Genomic DNA, 23,948 nt, shown 5'->3' with positions numbered 1-23,948 from the left:
ATTTATTTATTAAGTGCTTTTTCAACTTCATTTCCGCAAAGATCCAAAAGGGAAATTCCATAATATTTTGCCTGCTGTGGAAGAATACTTGCAGGAGAGAATCCTGGATTGGTATTCATTTCAAGCATATAAGGAATTCCATCCATTAGAATATATTCACTTCTTGAAAATCCGCTCATTCCTAATGAATTGTAAGCTCTTTTTGCTATTTCTTCCACTCTTTTTGTGGTTTCTGCATCAATTCTTGCCGGAGTAATTTCTTCTGAAGCTCCTTCATATTTTGCTTCATAATCAAAAAACTCATTGGTAGGTACAATTTCGGTAATTCCCAGTACTATGGTTTCTCCTTTAAAGTCTATAACTCCTACAGAGACCTCCATTCCGTTCAGGAAGCTCTCAATCAGGATTTCATCATCTTCTTTGAAAGCTATTTCTGTAGCGGCAATCAATTCTGATTTTTCTTTTACTTTTGAAATTCCCAAAGATGATCCGGACTGGTTCGGTTTCACAAAAACCGGAAGACTTAATTCTTCTATAATTTTATCAACATTAATAGTTTCTCCTTTTCTTAAGTATACACTTTTGGCTGAAGGAATTCCATATTTTGATAATACAGCAAGGGTGTCTTTTTTATTGAAGGTAAGAGCACTCTGATAAAAATCGCATCCCGTATATCGCTGTCCTATTGCATCCCAATATGCTTGTAGAATTCCATTTTCTCCCGGAGTTCCATGGATGGTATTGAAGCAGACATCAAATTTTAATTTTTCACCATTATCTAAAATTACAGAAAAATCTCCTTTATTGATGTCGTATTTTTTATCATTTTCTCCCAAAAAGTACCATTCATCTTTTAGAATGACTACTTTATATACATCATACAGATTTCTGTCTAAAGAATCATAAATCAACTGTCCGCTTTTTAAGGAAACAACATATTCATCAGAATAGCCTCCCATTACTACGGCAACGCTTTTTTTGTTCATAACCATATAGTATCAATTAAGGCAAATTTAATCATTTTATGCAATGCAATATGGGAAAACTGGAAATTTTAAAATCAAAAATGAATTGTTAAATAAAAAGCACATTCTAAAATTATTAGTTATATTTGCGGTTGTAATAAAAGTATTTTTAAATATGCTTAAATCACTTTTCAATTGGAAAGTTTTACTTAATTTAGTAATAGCCATCGGCATTTTCGTGGGTCTGGTATGGCTCACATTTCGTTGGTTGGAATATCATACAAACCATGGACAGGAAATTCCTGTTCCTAATGTTGTTAATAAATCAGTGCATGATGCTATTAAAATATTAGATGATACCGGTCTTGAATATGAAGTGGACAGTGCCAATTATGATCCAAAATACAGACCTTTTCAGGTTCTTCAGATTTATCCGGCACCGGGTTCCCGTGTAAAAGACGGAAGAACGGTACGTTTGAAAGTTAATCCAAGAACATGGGCTCAGATTGCTGTGCCTGATGTTATCAATAAATATTCCGGACTGGCCTTCCAGAGACTGGATCAGGTGGGTCTTAAAATAGGCGATACCATCTATGAACCAAGTATTCAGAAAGATGCTCTTCTAAGAATATTATATAAAGGTAATGCCGTTAATCCGGGAACACGTTTGCCTAGATTCTCTATCATAGATGTCGTAGTAGGAACAGGTCCTATGAGAAATATTTCTATTCCTAATGTAGTGGGACTTTCTGTAAAAGAAGCAAGAGCGGTTATTACAAAAGGAATGTTTGAAGTAGGATTGGTAGAACATGAAGATGGCAGCAATGACGAATCTGATATCATTTACTATCAGGATCCTGCTGCAGGAGATGTACGTGACCAGGGTATGCAGATCGATTTATGGGCAAGTAAGCGAACTCCGGCTGAGCTGAGAGCTAAAGTGGAGCAGCTGAATTCTATTTACCGTATGAAGGTAGATACTTCTTTGCCACCGGTACGATATGAGGAAGTTCACAATGAACCAAGCTTTGATCCTCCGGTAGCTCCGGCACCGGTACCCAAAAGGGAAACACCAAAACCTGAGCCTGTAAAAACAGAAACTCCTAAAACTCAGACTACAGCTCCTAAATCCACTGTTTCCGGAACAGAGAAGCCTAAAACCTCCTCCAGTAGCCCGGCAACAGGAAGCACAGCTAAGCCTGCTGCTTCTACAGGCCAACAACCTGCTCAAAAGCCAAAGGCTAAAAAAGTAGTCGTAGAATAATATCAAAATAGTATAAATAAATACAGGCTTCAACTGCAAAATGTTGAGGCCTTTTGTGTAAAAAATATAAAACAATGTCAGAAGATAACGAAGATTTTTTAGATGAAGAATTATTAGATTCCAACAGTATTGAAAACATCGATATTGATGAAGAAAATAAAGGATTGTACGAACATCTTAATCTCACTGTTGACAATGGACAGGAGCCATTAAGAATAGATAAATTCCTGTTAATACACCGACAGAATTCTTCAAGAAATAAAATTTCCCAAACCTGCAGGGCCGGGAATGTAGTGGTGAACGGAAATCCGGTAAAACAGAATTACCGGGTAAAACCTGGTGATCAGATCTCTGTTTTACTGACGCGTCCTCCAAGAGAAAATGTCATTATTCCACAGGATATTCCTATTAATATAGTATATGAGGATGATGATTTAGTGGTTGTAGATAAAGAACCGGGAATGGTTGTTCATCCGGGATTTGGAAATTGGGACGGTACGCTGGTGAATGCATTGGCCTTTCACTTTGAAAAGAACGGAGAGAAATCTGATCTGGACAGAGTAGGGCTCGTACACAGGATTGATAAGGACACTTCCGGACTATTGGTAATTGCAAAAAATGAATATGCATTAAGCTTTTTAGCCAAGCAGTTTTTCAACAGAACCACTAAAAGGCTTTACTGGGCTTTTGTATGGGGAAATCCACAGGAAGACGAGGGAACAATAAAAGGACATATCGGAAGACATCCTAAAAATAGAATGCAGATGTCTGTTTATGAAGACGGAAGCCATGGAAAACATGCTGTTACCCATTATAAAGTCTTGGAAAGGTTCAGGTATATGACTTGGGTAGAATGTAAACTTGAGACCGGAAGAACCCATCAGATCCGTGCTCATTTCAAACATATTGGCCATACCTTATTTAATGATGAAAGATATGAGGGGCATACTCCTTTAAGAGGAGTGAACCTTCCTAAGTATAAGCAGTTTATAAAAAATGTTTTTGAAATTCTACCCAGACATGCACTTCATGCGCATACCCTAGGATTTATACACCCAACAACAAAAAAGGAATTATATTTTGAGAGCCCAATGCCCAAAGATATGGTGGATGCCGTAAAAAAATGGAGAAATTATTTAGAAAACTAAAAATATATTGAGATTTTTTTTATATTTGTTGAATTGAAATCAAGATTTGTTATGAGAAAACTATATGCTATCGTATGTTTAGCTCTTTTGTCAAATGCATACAAAGCACAGGAAACACTACCCTACTATCAGCAATATCTTATGGATGGTGAGTTCCTATTCAACCCAGCTCAATACGGAAAAACAGACTACGTACAGCTCAACGCTAATTATCAACAACAATTTTCAAAATTCAACAACTCTCCGAATGTACAATCAATCGGGATTAATGCGAATATTTTTGATAGAGTAGGTGCGGGTATTTCTGTTTTTAGAGATAGCAATGGGCCTATTTCTGCCGGAGGTATTACAGCGGGTGCTTCCTATTTTATTCCACTAAGCAGCGAAGGAGATAGAAAGGATCAATTCTCTTTCGGTACAAGTGTTAACTTCTATAACATGAATTTTGATTATTCAAAAATTAATACTGAGGAAGCTAATGACCCATTATTGAGAGGAGAAGAGAGCAACCTTTTTATGGTGTATGCTAACTTTGGTTTGGCTGCTACGTACAGAGGACTTTTCGGTGGAGTTTCCGTTAATGATATTGCTTTAAGTAATGATCAGTCTATTGTAAACGGATATGAACCATCACCTATTAAATTCTTTTTAAATTTAGGATACAACTGGAATATTGCTGATAATATTTCAATTGCACCATCAGCATTGATCAACTTAAATACCAACTCAACAAGAATGATTGACTGGAATTTAATGGCAACATTCTCCAATGAGATTAATGCATTTTCTTTTGGGGTAAGCTACAGAACTGTTCAAAACAGATTCGACAGCCAGGATTTGAGTATTTCTCCTATTGTAAAAGTGAGATTTAACAAATTTATGATCGGTGCCACTTATAACCTGGGAATGTCTGATATTCAGAAATCTGGAGGGAATAGCTTTATGCTTGGCCTTGGTTATAACTTTGACAACTTTATTAATGTTAGAGGATTTAGATATTAATCAATTTAATTTAAATAAATTTGAGCTCTGAATTTTTTCAGAGCTTTTTTTATGATATATATTCACATCCCATTCTGCAAGCAAAAATGCAGCTATTGTAATTTTCACTTTTCAACATCCCTGAATTTTAAGGATGAAATGCTTCAGGCTATGAAAACTGAAATGATGCTTCGGAAAGATGAATTACAGAACAAAACCCTACAATCTTTATATTTTGGTGGGGGGACACCTTCCATTCTTTCGGTAGATGAGATCCATTCTTTAATTGATGAAGCTTTAAAATACTTCAGCTTTGATAAAGACATAGAAATTACTCTGGAAGCTAACCCGGATGATCTGGATCAACGGTTTGTAAAACAACTGGCAGGAACTCCCGTGAATCGTTTATCTATTGGAACACAGAGTTTTTTTGAAGAAGATCTGAAACTGATGAACCGTGCTCACAGTGCTTCTGAAGCAGAAAGTTCTATTAAAAGGGCTCAGGATTTTGGTTTTGAAAATCTGAGTATTGACTTAATCTATGGTTCACCTACTTCAAATCTTGAGATCTGGAAGGAAAACCTGAATAAAACCATTGAATTAGAAGTTCCTCATATCTCGTCTTATGCTTTAACTGTGGAACCTAAGACAGCATTGGAAAACTGGATTTCAAAAGGAAAAGTGACCAGCCCGAAAGAAGAAGAGCAAAACAGAGAATTCTACTATCTCTCGGATTTTCTTAAGGATAATGGATTTGAGCATTATGAAGTTTCCAATTTTGCAAAACCGGGATTTTATTCCAGACACAATTCAGCATATTGGAAATATAAGGAATATCTTGGAATAGGTCCATCAGCACATTCCTATAACGGATTTGATGTCAGAAGCTGGAATATTGCCAATAATCCACAGTATATTAAAAAACTGGCGGTTAAAAATCTTGCCAAAGAAGAAGAATTACTGTCTCAGGAAGATCAGTTTAATGAGATGATCATGATTGGCCTGCGAACCACTTGGGGAGTAGACCTTACAAGCTTAAAGAATAAATTCTCCGATAAGGTAATGGATCATTTTCAAACGGAGATAAAATCTAAAATAGAAGAAGGCATTTTAATCATTGAAAAAGATCACCTGAAAATTCCCGAAAAGCATTGGTTTATGGCAGATGGTATTGCTTCGGATTTATTTCTGGTATAATGTTTATTAGTGTATATTTGAAGCCAGACTTTAAATAAAAACTAAAAACTATGAGAAGAAGCTTATTACTCTTTTTCCTTTTTTCAAGTACCTTATACTTTTCTCAAAAACCAATTTTCACAAAAGCGAAAGTGAATGCAGTAAACGTGTACAGAACTTCTGCTGAGTTACAAAATGTGGTAACTATTTCACTTCCTTCAGGGAATTCTGAAGTGGTGATTACCAATATTTCCGATGAAATTGTAGAGAAATCAATACAGATTAATACCAACAGCAAGAATATTTCGATTCTTTCCGCTCAGTACAGGGATGATTACAACTCCCATTATTTTGAAAATAATAACCCAAACGGGAAAAGAATTAAAGACAGTATAGCTATTTTAGAAAATCTTAGTACAAAAATCAATATTGAGCGTCAGACGAATGAAAAGACCCTTGAGCTGTTAGATAAAAATCAGGCCCTCTTAGTGGGAAGCAATACTTCCAGCGTAGCACAGCTCATGCAGTTGACGGAATATTATAAAACCAAAAGGAATGAGATAAGTATTGCCCAGCTCGATATCAATAAAAAATATACGGAGGCTGTATCAAAACTTGAAAAACTTAAAAAAAGACTGAAAGCCAATACAGAATCTGAAGAAACATTTTCTGATGGTGTCTTTGTTTTAAAAATTGCAAGCAGTGTGGCCGGAAATGCAAAAATGGATCTTGGATATCTTGTTGAAAATGTTTCCTGGGAACCATTTTATGAAGTAAAGGGTAATAAATTAACAGAACCTTTGGATGTGATCTTTAAAGCAAAACTAAGACAGGATACAGGTCTTGACTGGAAGGGGGTAAAACTTACCCTGATCAATGCAAGATCGTCAAGAAATAATAATGCTCCGGTCATGAATCCATGGTTTCTGAATTCTTACAAAAATGAGGAAAGACCTACTCAGGCTTATTCCAGCGGAAAAGATACTGCCAGAACCCGGGAAATTGAAGAAGTGGTAGTGACGGGGTATGGAGGATTTAAAATTAATGATAACCAATTGAACATAAGCTTCGATGTTGACGTTCCATATGATGTTTTGTCTAATAATGAAGATCATTTTATCAATTTAAAGCAAATAAAAATTCCTGCAGTATATAAATATTATACAGTACCCAAGTATAATACTACCGCTTATCTGGTAGCTGATATTAAAGATTTTAATACATACGATCTGATTTCCGGTTCTGCCAATGTGATCTTTGAAAATATGTATGTTGGGGAGACTAGAATAAATCCTGATCAGACGGACGATAAAATGAGTATTACTCTTGGTGATGATAAAAGAATAAGCGTTCGCAAGGAAGTTGTGAATGATAAATCCAATGAGAAGTTTTTTTCTTCCTATCAGGAGAAGACATTCACATATGATCTTATTGTACGCAATAATAAAAAGGAAGTGATCACTATCGATATAAAGGATCAGATCCCTTTGAGTAAAGATGAATCCATCAAAATTGAGCTTCTTCAAAGCGATAATGCAGATTTTGATAAAGAGAAAGGTTTCTTGAGTTGGAATGTTAAAATCTCTCCGTCGGAAACCAAGAAATTTAGAGTAAGCTATAAAGTAAGGTATCCGAAAGATTTTTCACTTAGTAATCTTAAGTAAGTATCGGATTATTCACTATTTTTGTATAAAATTTCAGTTCACAATTTGAAAACTAAAAAACAAGATTATTCGCATCTTTCACCCAGCCAGCCTATCGGTATTTTTGATAGTGGTGTGGGAGGGCTTACTGTAGCTAAAGAGATCAAAAGACTTCTTCCTCACGAGGATCTGATCTATTTTGGAGATACCAAACACCTTCCTTATGGAGAAAAATCTAAGGAAGCAATTATTGAATACTCTACAAAGATCACCAATTTTCTGATGGAACAGAATTGTAAGGCCATAGTTATTGCCTGTAATACTGCTACTGCAAATGCTTTGAATGAAGTAATGCAGTCTGTGGGAGGTAAAGTTCCGGTGATAGACGTTATTAATCCTGTTGCTGAAAAAGTAGCTTACGAAATCCATAACAACGTTGGAGTGATAGCTACTAAAGCTACTGTAAATTCAGGATTGTATAAAAAGAGCATCCGAAAACAGAATAAATGGATCAAGGTAGATGAATTGGCAACCCCATTACTGGTTCCTGCTATTGAAGAAGGATTTAAGAATCATCCGATTACCCATGCTATTATTTACAATTATCTTAGTAACAATAAGCTGAAAAATATTGAAACATTAATTTTGGGGTGTACGCATTATCCACTTTTAATTGATGAGATCAAACAGTATTATGGAAACAGGGTTCGTGTGATTGATTCTCCAAATATTGTGGCCAATCATCTTAAAATTATCCTGGATAAATACCATCTTTTGAATGATAATAATCCGAAACCGAATTATCACTTTTACCTTTCAGATCTTACTAAGAATTTTGAGAAAATTTCCAAAAAGTTCTTTGGTAAAACCATTGATTTGGAATTGAAAGTATTGTAAGTACATCTTGTTTTATAATTAAAAATAGAGGAGTAATATTTTTGATATTCTCTAAGAAAAAAAATAAAGAAACTGCCGGTAATATTCATTTACCGGCAGTTTGCATTCTAAAAATATACTAAATGGGTACTGAATTTTAACCTAAGTTCAGCGAATAATGGATTATTGACTGGGAATAATCCCTATTGGGCTGAAAAATAAGAAAACCAAAATAGTGAGGATGGCAATAAAAATGCAGGCTGGTTTTAAATATTTCCAATTTTCCACATTGACGGCTCCAGTATCTTTAATAACAAAATTATTTTCTCTGGGATAATATCTGCTGGCAATAACAAGGGTAAGAATAGTAACAATAAAGGCAACTGCCAGGCGATGTAAAAAATGAATGCGAAATCCCATCGCCTCCATTCCGAATTTCGAGAATAAATAAAGTAATGTGCCGGTTATTAATCCTATTTTAGCTGCTTTTGCAGATACTTTAGGTAATAGTAATCCCGCAATGATAATGGCGAAAATAGGCATGTTGAAGATGGAACTAAATTCCTGAAGAATAATATAGAGGCCTTTACCCGCCATACTGATAAATGGAGCGATGACCATAGACGCTATGGCCATGACGGTTCCACATTTTTTACCAAATTTTACGATTTCGGTTTCTGTGGCTTTCTGATTAAAATACCCTTTATAAATATCAATTGAAAATAAGGTTGAAGCACTGTTTAATGCTCCATTGAAGGTACTGAGAATAGCCCCTACTACAATAGCTGCAAAAATACCGATAAGACCCACCGGCAGAACGGCTTTTACCAGTTCGGGATAGGCATAATCAGGATCGTTTAAGCTGTTTTTAAAGTAATAATAAGCGATAATGCCGGGAACTACCACAACAAAAGGAATAAATATCTTGAAAAATGCAGTCAGCAGCACTCCTTTTTGTCCTTCAGCAAGATTCTTGGCTGCAAATGCCCGTTGAATAATAGATTGGTTCATTGTCCAGTAAAATACCTGGGGAATAAACATTCCTGTAAAAAGTACTGAAAACGGTACATCAGAAGTTGATTCTCCTATAGCATTAAAACGGTCGGGAACAGCTTCAAAAACAGTATGAACTCCATTTGAAAAGCTGCCGTCCCCAATTTTGTAGAAAGCAAGTATCGGGATTAGTGAACCTCCGATAATAAGGCCTATCCCATTGATGAGATCTGATATGGCAACTGCTTTTAACCCTCCTAAAATAGCATATAAAGATCCCAATATACCAATCCCGACAACCATTATGACCATTGCTGTGAATTTATCAATGTGCAGATTTTCTGACACATTGAAAATACTTTCCATCGTAATAGCACCTGTGTACAGTACAATGGGAAGAAGGGTAGTGATGTACAGCAGCAGAAATAATCCGGAACAAATTACCCGGGTTTGTTTATCATAACGAAGTTCTAAAAACTCTGTAATAGTGACCAGTCCCATCTTGAGGTATCTGGGAAGAAAATATACCGCCATAAGCACCAAAGCTAAAGCAGCCAGGGTTTCCCAGGCCATTACTTCCATTCCAAAGGCATAGGCACTTCCATTGAGTCCTACCAAATGTTCTGTTGACAGATTGGTGAGTAGCAGCGAGGCCGTTATTAAAATAGCATTCAGATCCCGCCCCCCTAAAAAGTAGCCGATTGAGGAGTGGGCCATTTTTGTCTTTCTTGTGAATCTCCAGGAAATAAAGGCGACTCCGGCAGTAAATATGAAGAATGTGATTAATGTTGTAAGCATAGAGTTAAGTTTTTTTGATGACCATTGTAAAACATTATTTTCGTTATAGAAAAATCAGTTTTTGTTGTTCTAACGACTGCGCACAGGCATCAGCTAATAAGGAAGCCTTAAGAGCATCCTCTGCGGTGGAAGGAAATTCTTTTTTCTCCTTTATAGAAGTAATAAATGCTTTTGCTTCTTCTATATATGAATCTTTATATCTCTCCAGGAAAAAGGGTTCGAGTACACTGCTTTCAATAGCATTTTCAAAATAAAAACGGGTATGGCTGATCTTTTTATTCTCCACAGAGATCATTCCCTGATCTCCCAATATTTCCAACCGTTGATCATATCCATAGGAAGCTTTTCGGCTGTTATCTATATTACAGATCACCCCATTTTTAAACTTAATGGTAATAAGGGTTGTATCTGTATCTTCCGTAAAATTGCGGGAACCTATGGCAATGATCTGTTCAGCCTCACTTTCACTGATAAAACGGGCCATGTCCAGATCATGGATACTCATGTCATTGTAAATTCCTCCGGATTGTCTGGAATATTCCGCCGATGGCGGGAAAGGATCCCTGCTGGTGATTTTAATAATGACCGGCTTTCCTATTTTTTTTAGGGTCGTTTTGGCATTGGCAAAGTCAGGGTCAAATCGTCGGTTAAAACCTACCATAAGACGGTGATTGATATCCGGATAAGAATCTATGATGGTTTGGATTTTATCTTTATCTGCATCCAGTGGTTTTTCACAGAATACATATTTATTGTTCCCTAAAGCTTCCATAACCTGAGTAAAATGATGGCTGGTGGGGGAGCAGATCCATACGGCATCAATATCCAACCGACGCAGAATATTATGATAATCAGTATAGAAATGAGGAATCTGATACTCTTCAGCTGTTTTTTTTACATGATCCAAAGAAATATCCGATAGCGCTACAACCTCAACATTTTTTATAGTTTTTAATGCTGCAAGGTGTACCTGTCCGATTCTTCCAAGTCCTATAATACCTATTTTTAATTGGGTGTCCACTTTATGTATAGTTGAATTTGTGTTTTTAGCTTTCCTGTATTCCGAACCCTTTTATTTGATATGGAACCTGGAATTAAAAGGTTCTAGACCAGGTTTTAGGCCAGCGTTCGATGACTACTTTTGTCTGGGTATAAAATTCGATGCCGTGGCGTCCTTGTGCATGAAGATCACCAAAGAAAGACTCTTTCCATCCTGAAAAAGGAAACTGCGCGACCGGTGCTGCTACCCCTACATTGATGCCTATGTTTCCGGCCATTGCTTCACTCCGGAATTGACGTGCTGAAAGACCGTCCTGAGTGAAAATGCAGGCCATATTGCCATAACGTCCACTATTGATAAACCGAATAGAGTCTTCCATAGATTTGAAATTAAGCAGGCTCATTACCGGACCGAATATTTCCGTAGAAATAATTTCTTTATCTAGCGGAACATTTTCCAGGATAGTAGGATAAAGGAAATTTCCACGATCAAATCCGGAAACATTTTTTTGAGTACCATCTACCAGAAAGTTAGCGCCTTCGGCAATTCCTTTTTGAATAAGCCCCTGAATTCTTGTTTTACTTTCCTGAGAAATCACAGGTCCCATTTCTATTCCGTCTTCAAGACCGTATCCTACTTTTCTGGACTTGGCAGCTTCTACCAGAGCATCCTTGATTTTTTTATCATCACCAACGGTAATTACGAGGGATGCCGCAAGACAGCGTTGGCCTGCACAGCCATATACTGAATCTGTAATGATTTTTGTAGTCATATCAATATCTGCATCTGGCATAATAACAATAGGGTTTTTAGCTCCTCCCTGTGCCTGGACGCGTTTTCCGTATTTGGCTCCTTCCGAGTAAATATATTTGGCTATGGGAGTAGAACCTACAAAGCTGATAGCCTTTACATCCGGATGCCGGAGCAGACTATCTACAGAATCTTTTCCACCATGTACCAGACTTAAAAGGCCTTTCGGAAGATCTAAGTTCTTGTGGATAAGATCAAATACATACTGCATGGTGGCAGGTACTTTTTCTGAAGGCTTCAAAATGAAAGAGTTTCCCGTAGCGATTGCATAGGGAAGAAACCAAAAAGGAATCATTACCGGGAAATTAAAAGGGGTAATACAGGCACAGACTCCCAGGGGTTGTCTGATCATGAATTCATCAATCCCCGGAGCTATATTTTCAGAGAACTCAGACTGATTGAGAACATACGTGGCACAGGCTACTTCCACATTTTCAATAGCACGCTGTATTTCACCCAAAGATTCTGCATAGGTTTTCCCACATTCATTGGTAATGAGCCTTGCAATCTCTTCCTTGTGGTCTTCTAATAACGTTTTCATTTTGAATAAAGGCTGTACTCGCTTCATTGCCGGGACATCCTTCCATTCCAGATAAGCCTTTTGGGCATACTGTATCGCTTTTTCCACATCTTTTACGGTATCCGGGCCGGAAGGAACCTGTGCAATAACCTCCTGAGTTGCCGGATTATGTACGGAGGTATATTGGGTGGAGATACTGCTCTGCCACTCTCCGTTGATGTAATTTTCTAGTGTTTTCATCATTTGTATTGATTAGGTTTTATGTATTGCTGTTGTTGTTTTTTATTGGATTCATATTGTTTTCGGGCCTCAATAACCTCAGGGAAAACCGATATTTCAGGGATGGGAACTTCCCACCACGAATAAGCGTAACCCTGGAGTTTCCTGTCCCGGATGGTTTCTACGTAAATAACTGTTGTTTCTTTATTATTTTTAGCTTTGATCAGACTTTCCTGAAATTCAGCCATATTTTTAGGGCGGAATACTTTAGCTCCCAGACTTTCTGCATTTTTTGCCAGATCAGTTGCCAGAGGGGGGCCATCCAGTTGGCCTGTTTTTTCATTTCTATAATTAAAATAAGTTCCAAACCCTTCTTCTCCAACAGCATTGGAAAGCCCACCTATTGAGGCATAGCCATTGTTGTTGATTAATATTAAGGTGATCTTATATCCTTCCTGTAATGTGGTAATCAGATCAGAAGGCATCATAAGATAAGTAGCATCCCCACACATCACATAAATCTCGCGGTCAGGATCCGCCATTTTAGCCCCAAGACCTCCCGGAATTTCATATCCCATGCATGAATTTCCATACTCCAGGTGAAAGCCTTTAGAGTTTTTGGTTCTCCACAATTTATGCAGATCTCCAGGCAATGAGCCGGCAGCACAGAGAATGACATCTTTATCTTCTATAAAATCATTGAGGGCTCCCATATACTCTGCCTGTACAGGACGGTCAGGGTTTTCGCATGCATAGGCTTTTGTTACAATTTCATCCCATTCTTTATGATAGCCGTGAACTTTTTCGACGTACTTTTCTTCCGTGTGATAATTTCTCAACGCTTTACGTAATGCTTTAAGAGTTTCCCTTGCATCTCCCTGTAAAGGAACTGCAGAATGTTTGAAAGCATCAATTTCTGCAATATTGATATTGATAAAAGTGACATTGGGATTTTTCCATGCTGATTTGGAGGCAGACATAAAATCTCCATACCGGGTCCCTATTCCAATGACAAGATCTGCTTCTTCAGCAATTCTATTGGCTCCTTTGGTACCAGTTCCCCCCATTGCCCCAAGATTGAGGGGATGTTCATAATGAAGAGATCCTTTTCCTGCATAGGTTTCAGCAACCGGGATTCCAAACTGTTCTGCAAAAGTTTTTAATTCTTCTTCTGCTTCAGAATAGATAACTCCTCCTCCTGCAATGAGCATTGGTTTTTTTGAATTTTTTATAAGGCTTACGGCATATTCTAATAATTGAAGATCAGGTACCGGCCTTGGAATATACCAGATTCTTTTTTCAAAAAGCTGAACAGGGAAATCATAGGCTTCCGTTTGTACATCATGTGGAAGAGCCAGTGTTACAGCTCCTGTTTCAGCAGGTGAAGTAAGAACACGCATGGCCTCCAGTAAAGATGAGGTAAGTTGTTCCGGGCGTTGGATGCGATCCCAGTATTTTGAAATGGGCTTAAAACAGTCATTCACAGAAATATCCTGGGTTTGGGCAGATTCTAATTGCTGTAATAAAGGAGTTGCAGAGCGGGTCGCAAAAAAATCTCCGGGTAACAATAATACAGGTAATCTATTAATGGTAGCACCGGCAGCAGCTGTAATCATATTAAGTGCTCCCGGACCTATGGAGGTCGTACAGGCAAATGTCTGCAGTCTGTTTTTCATTTTTGCATAGGCGGCAGCGGTATGGACCATGGCCTGCTCATGACGGGTTTGGTAATAGGTGAAATCTGGATTTTGTTTCAGCGCCTCTCCTAAACCAGCTACATTTCCGTGCCCGAAAATCCCGAAACACCCTGCGAAAAATAGCTGTTCTCTACCATCCCTTTTGGTGTACTGATTTTTTAAAAATTCAATAGTAGCCTGTGCTACCGTTAATCTTTTTGTTTCCATAATTCAACGGTTGATAGGGTTAAAAGCCTCCTTTGTCTGTAATGAACTGAATTATTTCTTCATAAGTAGGCGCGTAATTGCTACATCCCTGCCTGGTCACAATCCATGCGCCGCAAGCATTAGCAAGACGGGCAGATTGATACGTATCCCAATTTTGGAGGTATCCATAAATAAACCCCGATGCAAATGCATCTCCTGCACCTAATACATTGACAACTTCTACCGGAAATCCCGGGATATCTTCCGTCTTTCCGTCAGGATAATAAGCGGTCACCCCCTTGGATCCTGTTTTAACCAAAAGAAGCTTTATTCCGGAGGATAATACCTGTTTGATCACCCCGTTGATATCACCTTCGATAGTTGGGGAAGAAATAGCACTGTCTTTAATTGTTACCTGATCGGAATCTGTAAGCCCCATTGCCAAAAGTTCTTCTTCTGTACCCATAACAATATCACAAAGAGGAAGGTATTGACGAAGGGTAACTCCAAATGCCCGTACATCATGCCATAGATTGGCTCTGAAATCGATGTCTAAAAAAATGGTTGTTCCTTTTGTTCTGGCTTTTTCAGTAGCATAGATAGCCGCACTCCGGGTAGGCTCTACGGATAATGCTGTACCCGTCATCAGGAAAGATTTATATTGGTCAAAGTCTATTGTGTTCACCATATCTATTGTGAGATAGTTATCTGGTGCCTTATCCCGATAAAATACCAGAGGAAATTTATCAGGAGGTACAATACCACAAACGACAGCCGTACTGGTAGTATCCCTGATGATATTGACATGGGAAACATCTACATTTTCCTGCTTTAAGGTATGGGTAATAAAACCTCCAACAGGATCATTTCCAACTCCTGTTACAATACTTGTCTTGAGGCCGAGTCTTTGTGCTCCTACGGATATATTTACCGGAGATCCTCCAATGGCAGTGGTAAGTTCTTTGATGTCATTAAACTCTGCACCAATATTTTTAGAGTACAGGTCTATGCTGGCTCTTCCGAATGTTAGTAGATCAAATTTCATTTTACTTTATATTAATCGTGTTGCTGATTATTCATGGCAGGAGTTACTAAAGGAAGACGATGGTCTTTTCCTTTCCATGAATCAAAAATCCATTCATAGTCACTGTCGGGAGTATTGGCGAGTGACTGATCGGATCCCGCCAGAAAATTTAAATAATAACAATGATAGCCATGTACTGCTGTTACCGGATGATACCCTCTAGGAACCAATACTGCATCATCATGTCTTACCCGTAATATCTCATTTAAAGGATCCTGATGATCTTTTGTATAAATCTGCTGGATAGCATAAGCTTCAGGTTTTTGAAATTTATAGAAATAGATCTCTTCCAGTTGGGCTTCCTGCAATTCTCCATTATGATCAATAATTCTTTCATCATGTTTGTGTGGGGGAAAGGAGCTCCAATTTCCGGATGGAGTATATACCTCCCGGCATACAAGTCGGGAACATCCAAATCCCGGCGGAATTAAATCATTGAACTGCCTGGTGGCATTATCTCCGCCAAAAATCACGGTGGGAGTTTCTTCCGGAGTAATCAGCTGAGGTTCAAAATCATGATCAGCACTACACCAACAATAGGCAATGTCTAGCGCCTCAGAGGTTGATATAAGAGTAAATTGAGTTTCTCTGGGCAGATAAAGGGTATGGGCTACTCCTTGAAATACATTCTTTCTTCCATTTTTTGTTTCCCAGTTTCCTTTATTGCTTTCCACTCTGTAATTGCCGGATAATAATACAATTACCATTTCATTTCCTCCCGTATCACAGGTCCATGTTTCAGATGGACCCATAAGACGGGCTTCAAAATTTAGCCAGTTCCAGCCTGCATTTTCGGCAGAGATGCTTTGGTAAATTTTCTGTTTTTTGGATTTTACTATAAGATTCATTTGTGTTTTATTAGGCGCGTTCTGGTCTAAGAGATTAAATCGGCAATGGTGACAGGCTTTTTCTCTTTAAATGATTTCGTTAATGCTGTAGCCACTAAAGTGGCATTGGTTGCGTTATGCATTGTTAGTTCAGGTTGTTTATTTTCTAATACATGATCTACAAAAGATTGAATCTGTATTAGAAATGCATGCTGGAATCTGTCAAAGAAAGTTTCCATTCCTTCTCTTCGGATGCCATGTTTGTCTGATATCTGAAGCATATTTTTTACGGGAGGATCACCAATTTTTAAGTTACCTTCTGTGGCGAAAATTTCTGTACAGGTATTATGCCCGAAAGAGGAAATTCTGGAGGCCAGCAATACAGCCATAGTTCCATTTTGAAGCTCACACATAGCAGCTGTATTGTCTGCATCTCCTGCGAGGCCAAATTCCGGGAATCTGTACGCTCCTCCTAAAGCCCAAACTTTTTCTATTCTGGAACCCAGATACCAATGGGCCAGATCTATGTCGTGAACATTATAATCATGAAAGATTCCTCCACCAGTGGTACAAAATTCAATTTGAAATGGTGCAAAAGTATCTTTATCTATTGTTTGGGAACGTAAAAGATAGGGAGTTCCTACCAGTCCTTCATTAATTTTGATTTTAGCTTCTGCATAGCTGGAATCAAACCTCCGGACAAACCCTAACATGGTAATCCGGTCGGGATGCCTGGCTGTTATTTTCTCAACACGGAGGCAATCTTCTATATTGAGCGCTAAGGGTTTCTCGCAGAAAACATGATAACCGGCTTCGAGAGCTTTAATGATTGCATCAGCATGTTGATCTGTTGAGGTAACAATAACCACAGCATCCATATCTTTTTGTTGATCAAGCATTTGGTCGTAGGAGGTGTATAGGTTGGGAACGTTATAGGTCTCTTTTACATAATCCAGCTCTTCCTTTCTTATACTGCATGCTGCAATCAGATTGGCATTTGGAACCAGATAGGTAAGGTTTTTTGCATATTCTTTACCCAGCCTACCCAATCCTACAATTCCAATATTCAATTTTTTCATAAATGTATTTTTCTTTTTTTAAAATTTTAAAGTTTCTGTCATGAATTGGTAGCCTTTCTGGGCATATTCAAAAGGGTTGGCTTTAGCGGGATCCTGTTCTGCCTCTACTACGATCCATCCTTTATAATCATTTTGATGTATAATTTGAGCCAGCGTATGCATATCGAGGTTACCATTTCCAGGGACAGTATATATGCCTAGTTTCACTGCCTGTAAAAAGCTGTTGTTGTCTTTATATACCTGTTCCTGAATATTTTTTCTTACATCTTTGAAATGGATATGGGTTGTCCGGCCTATGAATTTTTTTAATGCTTCAACCGGATCTTCATTGGCAAAAGCAAAATGGCCACAATCATAATTAAGTTTTACATATTCTTCTTTTGTTTCATTGAGCAGGCGGTCAGTTTCATCAATGGTCTGTATCATTGTTCCCATATGATGATGGTAGGAAAGGTGCATTCCAAAATCATTCAATGCTATTTTACCCAGTTCGTTCAGTCCATGGGTTAATTTTTTCCAATCTTCATCCGATGCTTTTTTCCGTTGTGTGATGGGAGTATTGTATTTCCCATGAATGGTATTCCCACATTCTGCACCACCCACTACTTTAGAATTGAAATGTTTTAGAAAATGCAGCTGATTCATGAAATCCTGTTTTACCTGTTCATACGATTTAGCAGTCAATTCATAACTAAACCATTGGTTACAGATAGTAAGCCCTCTGATGTCGAGATATTTCTTTAAGATTACAGGATCTTTAGGGTATTTATTTCCAACTTCACAGCCTTTATAGCCGGCCAGGGCCATCTCACTGATGCATTGTTCGAAAGTAATATCTTCTCCCAGCTCAGGCATGTCATCATTAGTCCAGCCAATGGGAGCAATTCCTAATTGTATCATATGTGTTTTTTATATAGTTGTGTTTTATTAGTGTTGCCTAGTATTTCAAACTTTTTAGCGATAAGAAGTTCGAGTTCCTGCATATACTGAATGCCCGGTCTTAAAGGATCCAATTGATCGGGGTGATTTTGTAAATATTCTCTGAGAATTCTTATCCATAATATTCTAAGATCGGTAGCGATATTGAGTTTGCATATTCCGTAGGGGATGGCTTTTCTGATCTCTTCTTCCGTAATACCTTTTGCATCTTCTTTAATGTTTCCTCCCGCTGCATTTATACGTTTTATTTCTTCATAGTCTATGGATGAAGCACCATGAAGAACAATAGGGAAATCCGGGACTCTTTTCTGAATATCCTTCAGGAGATCGAAACGGAGTCCTTTGCCTCCGGAGAATTTATAAGCACCGTGGCTTGTTCCTACAGCAACAGCAAGACTGTCGCAGCCCGCCTCTTTTACAAAGTACTCCACGTCGGCAGGATTGGTATACAATGCGTTCTCTTCTTCTATATTAAGATGATCTTCCACACCACTCAGTACCCCAAGCTCTGCCTCAACAGAAATATTTTTAAGATGGGCTCTGTGGGATATTTTTTTTGTCCGTTCAATATTCTTTTCCAAAGGATCATGCGAGGCATCGATCATCACAGATGTATATTCTCCTGATTCAATAGCACTGTCAATATGCGGTTCATTACCGTGATCGAGATGCAGGGCGAAAAGAGCATCGGGATATATTTTAGCGGCAGCCTTTACGCAGTTGATCAGCATAAGAGGGTGCATGTATTCTCTGGCAACCGGAGTAGTCTGAATAATAAATGGAGCATTCATCTTTTGTGCTGTACTAAATAAAGCATGAATCTGCTCAGGCATCGAAATGTTGATCGCAGGAATACAAAACTTTCCGTAAGCTTCTTTAAAAAGGGTAACCGAGTTAGTTTTCATTTAATTATTGAATTTATAAAAAATCAACTTGATTGTTTAATTTTTTATCATTGTGTTCGAACACGAATTTATATATTTATTTATAATTAGCAAAATATTTATAAAATATTTATTTTATTTTTAGTTATTTGTAGATTTCATGGGAATTTGAGACGGGTAGAACAAAAGGAATGAAATGTTTTCTATATTTGTTGAAGACTTATTTACACTAAATCATATATTTTGACAATTAAGGAGATTGCCCGATTAGCGAATGTTTCCCCTGGAACAGTGGACCGTATACTGCATAACAGAGGGGGAGTGGCGGAAAGTACCCAAAAGAAAGTAATAGAAATAATAGAACAGGCAGGCGGATTCAAGCCTAATGTTATTGCCCGTAATTTGGCACTTAATAAAGTGTATCAGGTAGCGGTTTTAATGCCTTTGTTTAATGCGGCCAGTCCATTTTGGGAATATCCTAAAAAAGGAGTGCTTAAAGCAGTAGAAGAAGTTTCGAGCTATGGAATGAAAGTTTCCGTTTCTTATTTTGATGAATTTAATGTAGATTCTTACAATAAGGAATTAGATAAAATCCTGAAGAATAAAAATCTGGACGGGATTATTATAGCTCCACATTTTGCTAAAGAAACACAGGAAAGAAGTGCTGCATTGGATGCCCTTAATATTCCTTATCTGTTTTTGAATGTTCCCTTGAAAGGACTCAATAACATTTCTTTTGTAGGACAGGATTCTTTTGCAAGCGGGAGGCTTGCTGCCAAAATTTTCCACATCGCTCAAAATACGAATAAACCCCGGGTCTTAATAGTGGAGGTTTTAGAAGACTTTGAAAACTATTATGGATTGGACCAGCGGGTGAAAGGATTTATGAGCTTTTTCTCAGACCATACTTCTCATGTGATCATTGAGAAATTAAGAGTTCCGAATAAAAATACTCAACTCTATTATAAATTGTTAGGAGAAAGCTTACATGCTCATGAAGATATTGGTGGAGTGTTCTTTCCCTCCAACTCCATAACCAAAGCAGGACGGTATTTTGAAACACACCAGATAAAACTGGATCTGGTCGTTGGATATGATGTGACTGAGGAGAATAAAAAATATCTGAATCAGGATATTATTACTTTTCTTATTGGTCAGGAACCTTTTCAGCAAGGATATAAAAGTGTCAAACTTATGTTTGAACATCTTGTACATGGAGAACAGCTGAATTCTTTTTATATGTCACCGGTACAAATTATAGCGAAAGAAAACCTGGAATATTATATGCATTGATCCATTCGTATTCCAGGTTTTGTAAAGAGATATTTTATCCCTCTATAATTACTTTTTCAGCTTTCAGCCTTGTTTTCGGGTTGAATTTGGGTTGATTGGAATCTGTTTCTTCCCTTTGGCCAATAGCTACGGCGAACAGCGTTTCATACTTTTCATTTTTCAGAATATCATCATATTGTTCAGGTTCTATTCCTTCCATAGGAGTAGAGTCTATACCCATCGCTGCACATGCAGATAGGAATATTCCTAATGATAAATATACCTGATGGGCTAGCCAGGATTTTACCGCTGCTTCACCTTTAGGTTTTACCCTGTTTCGGTAATAATTTACAGCTCCTTCCGGAAGATTCTCTTCAATTTGTCTTTCAAAATCTTGTGTATTTTTTAATACCTGGAAAATAATCAAATGACTGCAATCCAATACTTTTTCTTTATTGATGTAAGAGACTTCTGCCAATTGATTTTTAAGTTCAGAATTATTTGTAAAGATAAAATTCCATGGCTGGCTGTTGATAGAAGAAGGGCTAAGGCTCAGAATTTCCTGTAGCTCTTTCACTTGTTCTGCACTGATGCTTCCCTGTGGGTTATACTTTTTTACAGTATACCTTGTTTTCATTTTTTCTAAAAAACTCATAATTTTATACTATCATTTTTATAGTTACAAAATTAATTTAAGTTTATTAACTTTGCAATAACGGTAAAAAATGATAGTATAAAAAATGTACACAGTAGATAACAAATCATATCCTTGCTGCACCAGTGTAACGATGAGATTTATAGGAGGCAAGTGGAAAGCGGTAATCTTATATCATTTAATTGCAGGAGCCAAAAGATATAATGAAATAAGAAAGGAAATTCCCACCATTACGGAAAGAACGTTGAGCCTTCAGCTTAAACAGATGGAGGAAGATGGAATTATTGACAGAAAAGTGTTCACGGAAAAACCACCTTTAATGGTAGAATATACCTTAACTGATTTTGGAAAAACCCTGCTGCCTGTTTTGGAAGCAATTACAAACTGGGGGAAAAGTGCACCTGATATATCAAAAAAAATAATCAGGAATTAAATTTCCTGATTATCATTTTCTTTATTCGGCTCAAAAAAACTGAAACTTACATTTCCGTATTTTCTGGTATCTACCAGATTGGGATGCTCAAGCTTCATTCTGCTTTGATGCTCTACAATAAGAACTCCGTTTTCTTTTAAGTATTTATTATTTAATACTAAAGAAATCAGTTCATAATATTTTTTCTCCTCCATTTCGAATGGGGCATCTGAAAAAACAATTTCAAAAGATTTTTTATTTCTGAACTTTTTAAGCCAGTCGAAAACATCGTCTCTCTGTACATTGATCTGAAGTGACATGTCCAATTCAGATGCTGTAGAATTAATGAAACCTGTGTGTTTAGGATTCATTTCTACGGAGGTTACATTCTTGCATCCTCTGGAAGCATACTCTAATGAAATGGAACCGATTCCCGCAAATAAATCAAGAACGGAAATGGACTGCATGTCATATTTGTTTTCCAGAATACTGAATAAAGCTTCCTTAGCAAAATCCGTAGTGGGTCTTACATCGAAGTTTTTTGGAGCGGCAATTTTTTTAGCTTTCCATTTTCCGGATATTATTCTGAACATATTTTTTTAAGGTTTATGTGGTAGATTATAAAAACAGGGTACATATTTCTGAGATTCCCTCTCTGTTTCCTGTAGCTGTAATCTAATTAAGTATAAAATTTTTGTTGGGAACATTGTCAAAAACTATTTTAAGATTTCTGACAAATTTTTGCAGCTCGGAAATGAATGTTTCATTTTCCGTGGTTTCTCCATAAGCGAAAAAGTTGGTATCATTGATTCCAAAACCTAATTTGCTTAACGTGAACATAATAAAGTAAAGGAAGTCAACCTCTGAATTGACATCCAGGTTGTTGTACAGGATTACTTTTTTTTGATCGATAGCAAAAAACTCACATTGATTATGGTAAAGATTGATGTGAATTTCTTTGTTATTTTTATTGTTGATAGAACTTAAAAACTTCTCTCCGGAAAAATTAAAATGCACCGGAACAGCCAGTTCTTTTATTTTTTTGTAATAATGTTTTGGAAAAGTATAGTAAAACTGGATATTGAATTTTTTATTAATTGAAAGCATCAGCTCTTCTTTGTTCCTGTCTGCCGGAGCATTGAAGGCTATCAGGTCAAATCCTGCATCATGTTCTGAAAATCCTTCCGGCATCAGAGTAAAATGATTCAGTGCAGAAATGATCTGAATCTCATCAAAACGCTGTTTGATAAGAATATCATCAAGCTTTTCTTCAATAAGATTGGCTGGTGTTTCTTCTGTAACGAAATAAGATTTTTCCTCCAGAATGCTTTTATTCTTCACAATCTGGTAGATCAATCCGTCTTTGGTAAAAAGTAAATTAAGTACGTTCATATTTCAATTGCTGCAAATTTAGTGAAATTCTACCATTACCGCACCCGATTGGTGGTGAAGTATTTCCTTATTATAAAAATCAATATTCACCTGGCTTTCCAAAACATCCCGTACCATCCTCTGTAAAGTACCATCCCCAATACCATGAACAATTTCAAGTCTTTTCAAATTGTTTTTTCTGCAGAAGGCCAACACTTCTGTCAATTTCTCCTTTTGAATAAACAGTCTTTCAAAACTGTCATAATCGCTGGGATTCTTTACTAAATTATGAAAATGAAGGTCCAGAACCAAATGATTTTTCTGATGTTTCTTAGAAATGATTTTTTTAGGTTCTGCTTTTCTTATGATTCTTATATTTTCATAAAGATCAGCATCTTTGGGAACCAGTTTTTCTTTTGGATATTGATGAGTAAAGCCGTATTCATCTTTAAAAACCACAATATTTCCTTTCACGGAAGTTACAACTCCGCTTAAATCTTCATCTACCACAGAAACTTTATCGCCAATCTTCATAATTTTTTAAGACTTGTCTGGATCACTAATTTGTACAAAGGTAAAAAGTAAAATGTATTGAAGGCAAGCTCCTTTATTCTCAAGCCCTCAAACTCTTCACACTCTCGGTCCCAATTCAATAATCTCAAGGTCTTTTATTTCTTCCCCATCAACGACAAAACGCATCATGGTTCTCATCTTGTGCCATCCCTGTTTTCCACAAGCTCCGGGATTGAGGTGTAAAAGGTTGTTCTTTTCATCATACATAGCCTTTAAAATATGGGAATGTCCTGAGATAAACAGTTTTGGAGCCTTGTGGGTTATTTCATTCCTGGTTAATGGAGTGTATTTTCCGGGATATCCTCCAATATGGATCATCAAAACTTCCAGTTTTTCACAAAGAAAACGGTTTACTTCAGGAAATTCAGAACGGATCTGAGCGTTGTCTATATTTCCGTAAACCCCTTTTAATGGTTTTATTTTTTCCAGCTGTTCTATAACATCCATGCTTCCAAAGTCACCACAATGCCAGACTTCATCTGCCTGGGATGCATATTCTAAGATTCGGTCATCAATATAAGAATGGGAGTCGGAAAGGAGAAGGATTTTTGTCATTCAGAAAGGGGATGTATTTTA

General features: G+C 37.2%; 23 protein-coding genes. 8 read left to right on the top strand and 15 right to left on the bottom strand.

Annotated features, from left to right (window positions below; translation table 11 throughout):
- Nucleotides 1–2: 2 nt before the first annotated feature.
- Nucleotides 3–986: a D-alanine--D-alanine ligase gene (locus DRF57_RS09465; RefSeq protein ID WP_047493217.1), complete on the bottom strand. Its 984-nt coding sequence runs from the start codon at nucleotides 984–986 to the stop codon at nucleotides 3–5.
- 154 nt (nucleotides 987–1,140) lie between these two features.
- On the opposite strand from DRF57_RS09465, the gene DRF57_RS09460 reads away from it, so the two are divergent.
- The 6 genes from DRF57_RS09460 (at nucleotide 1,141) to murI (ending at nucleotide 8,074) form a co-directional block, all read left to right on the top strand.
- Nucleotides 1,141–2,229, top strand: coding sequence for a PASTA domain-containing protein (locus DRF57_RS09460; RefSeq protein ID WP_115918207.1), 1,089 nt, complete (start codon nucleotides 1,141–1,143; stop codon nucleotides 2,227–2,229).
- Between the two features lie 74 nt (nucleotides 2,230–2,303).
- Nucleotides 2,304–3,377 carry an RluA family pseudouridine synthase gene (locus DRF57_RS09455; RefSeq protein WP_047493136.1) on the top strand — a complete coding sequence of 358 codons (1,074 nt, stop codon included), beginning with the start codon at nucleotides 2,304–2,306 and terminating at the stop codon, nucleotides 3,375–3,377.
- Nucleotides 3,378–3,428: 51 nt separating this feature from the next.
- A complete protein-coding gene (locus tag DRF57_RS09450; protein ID WP_047493137.1) occupies nucleotides 3,429–4,379 on the top strand; it encodes a PorP/SprF family type IX secretion system membrane protein in 951 nt (316 codons plus the stop codon).
- 51 nt (nucleotides 4,380–4,430) lie between these two features.
- Nucleotides 4,431–5,555 (top strand): radical SAM family heme chaperone HemW, encoded by a 1,125-nt coding sequence (hemW, locus tag DRF57_RS09445; RefSeq protein ID WP_115918177.1) that lies wholly within the window; start codon nucleotides 4,431–4,433, stop codon nucleotides 5,553–5,555.
- A 50-nt stretch (nucleotides 5,556–5,605) separates the two neighbouring features.
- The gene (locus DRF57_RS09440) at nucleotides 5,606–7,198 is read left to right on the top strand and encodes a DUF4139 domain-containing protein (protein ID WP_115918175.1); all 1,593 of its coding nucleotides are present in this window, start codon (nucleotides 5,606–5,608) and stop codon (nucleotides 7,196–7,198) included.
- A 45-nt stretch (nucleotides 7,199–7,243) separates the two neighbouring features.
- Complete coding sequence (gene murI, locus DRF57_RS09435) at nucleotides 7,244–8,074, top strand: glutamate racemase (RefSeq protein ID WP_047493144.1); 831 nt, start codon at nucleotides 7,244–7,246, stop codon at nucleotides 8,072–8,074.
- Between the two features lie 162 nt (nucleotides 8,075–8,236).
- Here the strand turns inward: murI and DRF57_RS09430 are convergent, their stop codons facing one another.
- The 9 genes from DRF57_RS09430 to DRF57_RS09390 form a co-directional block, all read right to left on the bottom strand.
- Complete coding sequence (locus DRF57_RS09430) at nucleotides 8,237–9,844, bottom strand: solute:sodium symporter family transporter (protein WP_115918173.1); 1,608 nt, start codon at nucleotides 9,842–9,844, stop codon at nucleotides 8,237–8,239.
- A 43-nt stretch (nucleotides 9,845–9,887) separates the two neighbouring features.
- Nucleotides 9,888–10,865: an inositol 2-dehydrogenase gene (gene iolG, locus DRF57_RS09425; RefSeq protein ID WP_157969883.1), complete on the bottom strand. Its 978-nt coding sequence runs from the start codon at nucleotides 10,863–10,865 to the stop codon at nucleotides 9,888–9,890.
- A 73-nt stretch (nucleotides 10,866–10,938) separates the two neighbouring features.
- Nucleotides 10,939–12,417 (bottom strand): CoA-acylating methylmalonate-semialdehyde dehydrogenase, encoded by a 1,479-nt coding sequence (locus DRF57_RS09420; RefSeq protein ID WP_206607188.1) that lies wholly within the window; start codon nucleotides 12,415–12,417, stop codon nucleotides 10,939–10,941.
- Nucleotides 12,414–14,297, bottom strand: a complete 1,884-nt coding sequence (iolD, locus tag DRF57_RS09415; RefSeq protein WP_115918169.1) for a 3D-(3,5/4)-trihydroxycyclohexane-1,2-dione acylhydrolase (decyclizing) — start codon at nucleotides 14,295–14,297, stop codon at nucleotides 12,414–12,416. The genes DRF57_RS09420 and iolD overlap by 4 nt, the downstream gene beginning before the upstream one ends.
- 19 nt (nucleotides 14,298–14,316) lie before the next feature.
- On the bottom strand, nucleotides 14,317–15,321 hold the full coding sequence (iolC, locus tag DRF57_RS09410) for a 5-dehydro-2-deoxygluconokinase (RefSeq protein ID WP_047493156.1): 1,005 nt from the start codon (nucleotides 15,319–15,321) through the stop codon (nucleotides 14,317–14,319).
- 11 nt (nucleotides 15,322–15,332) lie between these two features.
- Nucleotides 15,333–16,208: a 5-deoxy-glucuronate isomerase gene (iolB, locus tag DRF57_RS09405; protein ID WP_084086827.1), complete on the bottom strand. Its 876-nt coding sequence runs from the start codon at nucleotides 16,206–16,208 to the stop codon at nucleotides 15,333–15,335.
- Nucleotides 16,209–16,234: 26 nt separating this feature from the next.
- Nucleotides 16,235–17,266, bottom strand: a complete 1,032-nt coding sequence (locus DRF57_RS09400) for a Gfo/Idh/MocA family oxidoreductase (protein ID WP_047493162.1) — start codon at nucleotides 17,264–17,266, stop codon at nucleotides 16,235–16,237.
- 18 nt (nucleotides 17,267–17,284) lie between these two features.
- Entirely contained in the window at nucleotides 17,285–18,166 is an 882-nt protein-coding gene (gene iolE, locus DRF57_RS09395) for a myo-inosose-2 dehydratase (RefSeq protein ID WP_115918167.1), read from the bottom strand.
- Complete coding sequence (locus DRF57_RS09390) at nucleotides 18,163–19,110, bottom strand: class II fructose-bisphosphate aldolase (RefSeq protein WP_047493169.1); 948 nt, start codon at nucleotides 19,108–19,110, stop codon at nucleotides 18,163–18,165. Before DRF57_RS09390 ends, iolE begins: the two co-directional genes overlap by 4 nt.
- A gap of 222 nt (nucleotides 19,111–19,332) precedes the next feature.
- Here DRF57_RS09390 and DRF57_RS09385 point away from each other — a divergent pair, with 222 nt between their 5' ends.
- The gene (locus DRF57_RS09385) at nucleotides 19,333–20,382 is read left to right on the top strand and encodes a substrate-binding domain-containing protein (protein WP_047493172.1); all 1,050 of its coding nucleotides are present in this window, start codon (nucleotides 19,333–19,335) and stop codon (nucleotides 20,380–20,382) included.
- 34 nt (nucleotides 20,383–20,416) lie between these two features.
- Here DRF57_RS09385 and DRF57_RS09380 read toward each other — a convergent pair whose 3' ends face one another.
- Entirely contained in the window at nucleotides 20,417–21,016 is a 600-nt protein-coding gene (locus DRF57_RS09380; RefSeq protein ID WP_047493176.1) for a nitroreductase family protein, read from the bottom strand.
- An 85-nt stretch (nucleotides 21,017–21,101) separates the two neighbouring features.
- Between DRF57_RS09380 and DRF57_RS09375 the strand changes: the two genes are divergently transcribed.
- Nucleotides 21,102–21,449 carry a winged helix-turn-helix transcriptional regulator gene (locus DRF57_RS09375; RefSeq protein WP_047493179.1) on the top strand — a complete coding sequence of 116 codons (348 nt, stop codon included), beginning with the start codon at nucleotides 21,102–21,104 and terminating at the stop codon, nucleotides 21,447–21,449.
- Here the strand turns inward: DRF57_RS09375 and rsmD are convergent.
- The 4 genes from rsmD to DRF57_RS09355 form a co-directional block, all read right to left on the bottom strand.
- Complete coding sequence (rsmD, locus tag DRF57_RS09370; protein WP_047493182.1) at nucleotides 21,446–22,021, bottom strand: 16S rRNA (guanine(966)-N(2))-methyltransferase RsmD; 576 nt, start codon at nucleotides 22,019–22,021, stop codon at nucleotides 21,446–21,448. The genes DRF57_RS09375 and rsmD overlap by 4 nt on opposite strands.
- Nucleotides 22,022–22,103: 82 nt before the next feature.
- Nucleotides 22,104–22,820: a DUF3822 family protein gene (locus DRF57_RS09365; protein WP_047493185.1), complete on the bottom strand. Its 717-nt coding sequence runs from the start codon at nucleotides 22,818–22,820 to the stop codon at nucleotides 22,104–22,106.
- Between the two features lie 18 nt (nucleotides 22,821–22,838).
- Nucleotides 22,839–23,333 (bottom strand): Smr/MutS family protein, encoded by a 495-nt coding sequence (locus DRF57_RS09360; protein ID WP_047493187.1) that lies wholly within the window; start codon nucleotides 23,331–23,333, stop codon nucleotides 22,839–22,841.
- 96 nt (nucleotides 23,334–23,429) lie between these two features.
- Nucleotides 23,430–23,927, bottom strand: a complete 498-nt coding sequence (locus tag DRF57_RS09355; protein WP_047493190.1) for a metallophosphoesterase family protein — start codon at nucleotides 23,925–23,927, stop codon at nucleotides 23,430–23,432.
- Nucleotides 23,928–23,948 lie beyond the last annotated feature (21 nt).

Origin of the sequence: Chryseobacterium rhizosphaerae (assembly GCF_003385455.1) — a bacterium.
Taxonomy (GTDB): Bacteria; Bacteroidota; Bacteroidia; order Flavobacteriales; family Weeksellaceae; genus Chryseobacterium; species Chryseobacterium rhizosphaerae.
This window is presented reverse-complemented; position numbering and strand designations above follow the sequence as displayed.

Bases quoted from the DNA above. Each gene is read 5' to 3' on its own strand.
- iolC (WP_047493156.1), bottom strand. From the start codon at position 15,321: ATGAAATTTGATCTACTAACATTCGGAAGAGCCAGCATAGACCTGTAC.
- iolD (WP_115918169.1), bottom strand. From the start codon at position 14,297: ATGGAAACAAAAAGATTAACGGTAGCACAGGCTACTATTGAATTTTTA.
- DRF57_RS09430 (WP_115918173.1), bottom strand. From the start codon at position 9,844: ATGCTTACAACATTAATCACATTCTTCATATTTACTGCCGGAGTCGCC.
- DRF57_RS09375 (WP_047493179.1), top strand. From the start codon at position 21,102: ATGTACACAGTAGATAACAAATCATATCCTTGCTGCACCAGTGTAACG.
- DRF57_RS09465 (WP_047493217.1), bottom strand. From the start codon at position 986: ATGAACAAAAAAAGCGTTGCCGTAGTAATGGGAGGCTATTCTGATGAA.
- DRF57_RS09455 (WP_047493136.1), top strand. From the start codon at position 2,304: ATGTCAGAAGATAACGAAGATTTTTTAGATGAAGAATTATTAGATTCC.
- DRF57_RS09390 (WP_047493169.1), bottom strand. From the start codon at position 19,110: ATGAAAACTAACTCGGTTACCCTTTTTAAAGAAGCTTACGGAAAGTTT.
- DRF57_RS09460 (WP_115918207.1), top strand. From the start codon at position 1,141: ATGCTTAAATCACTTTTCAATTGGAAAGTTTTACTTAATTTAGTAATA.
- DRF57_RS09440 (WP_115918175.1), top strand. From the start codon at position 5,606: ATGAGAAGAAGCTTATTACTCTTTTTCCTTTTTTCAAGTACCTTATAC.
- DRF57_RS09400 (WP_047493162.1), bottom strand. From the start codon at position 17,266: ATGAAAAAATTGAATATTGGAATTGTAGGATTGGGTAGGCTGGGTAAA.
- DRF57_RS09365 (WP_047493185.1), bottom strand. From the start codon at position 22,820: ATGAACGTACTTAATTTACTTTTTACCAAAGACGGATTGATCTACCAG.
- DRF57_RS09380 (WP_047493176.1), bottom strand. From the start codon at position 21,016: ATGAGTTTTTTAGAAAAAATGAAAACAAGGTATACTGTAAAAAAGTAT.
- iolB (WP_084086827.1), bottom strand. From the start codon at position 16,208: ATGAATCTTATAGTAAAATCCAAAAAACAGAAAATTTACCAAAGCATC.
- DRF57_RS09355 (WP_047493190.1), bottom strand. From the start codon at position 23,927: ATGACAAAAATCCTTCTCCTTTCCGACTCCCATTCTTATATTGATGAC.
- rsmD (WP_047493182.1), bottom strand. From the start codon at position 22,021: ATGTTCAGAATAATATCCGGAAAATGGAAAGCTAAAAAAATTGCCGCT.
- hemW (WP_115918177.1), top strand. From the start codon at position 4,431: ATGATATATATTCACATCCCATTCTGCAAGCAAAAATGCAGCTATTGT.
- DRF57_RS09360 (WP_047493187.1), bottom strand. From the start codon at position 23,333: ATGAAGATTGGCGATAAAGTTTCTGTGGTAGATGAAGATTTAAGCGGA.
- DRF57_RS09450 (WP_047493137.1), top strand. From the start codon at position 3,429: ATGAGAAAACTATATGCTATCGTATGTTTAGCTCTTTTGTCAAATGCA.
- DRF57_RS09420 (WP_206607188.1), bottom strand. From the start codon at position 12,417: ATGATGAAAACACTAGAAAATTACATCAACGGAGAGTGGCAGAGCAGT.
- iolE (WP_115918167.1), bottom strand. From the start codon at position 18,166: ATGATACAATTAGGAATTGCTCCCATTGGCTGGACTAATGATGACATG.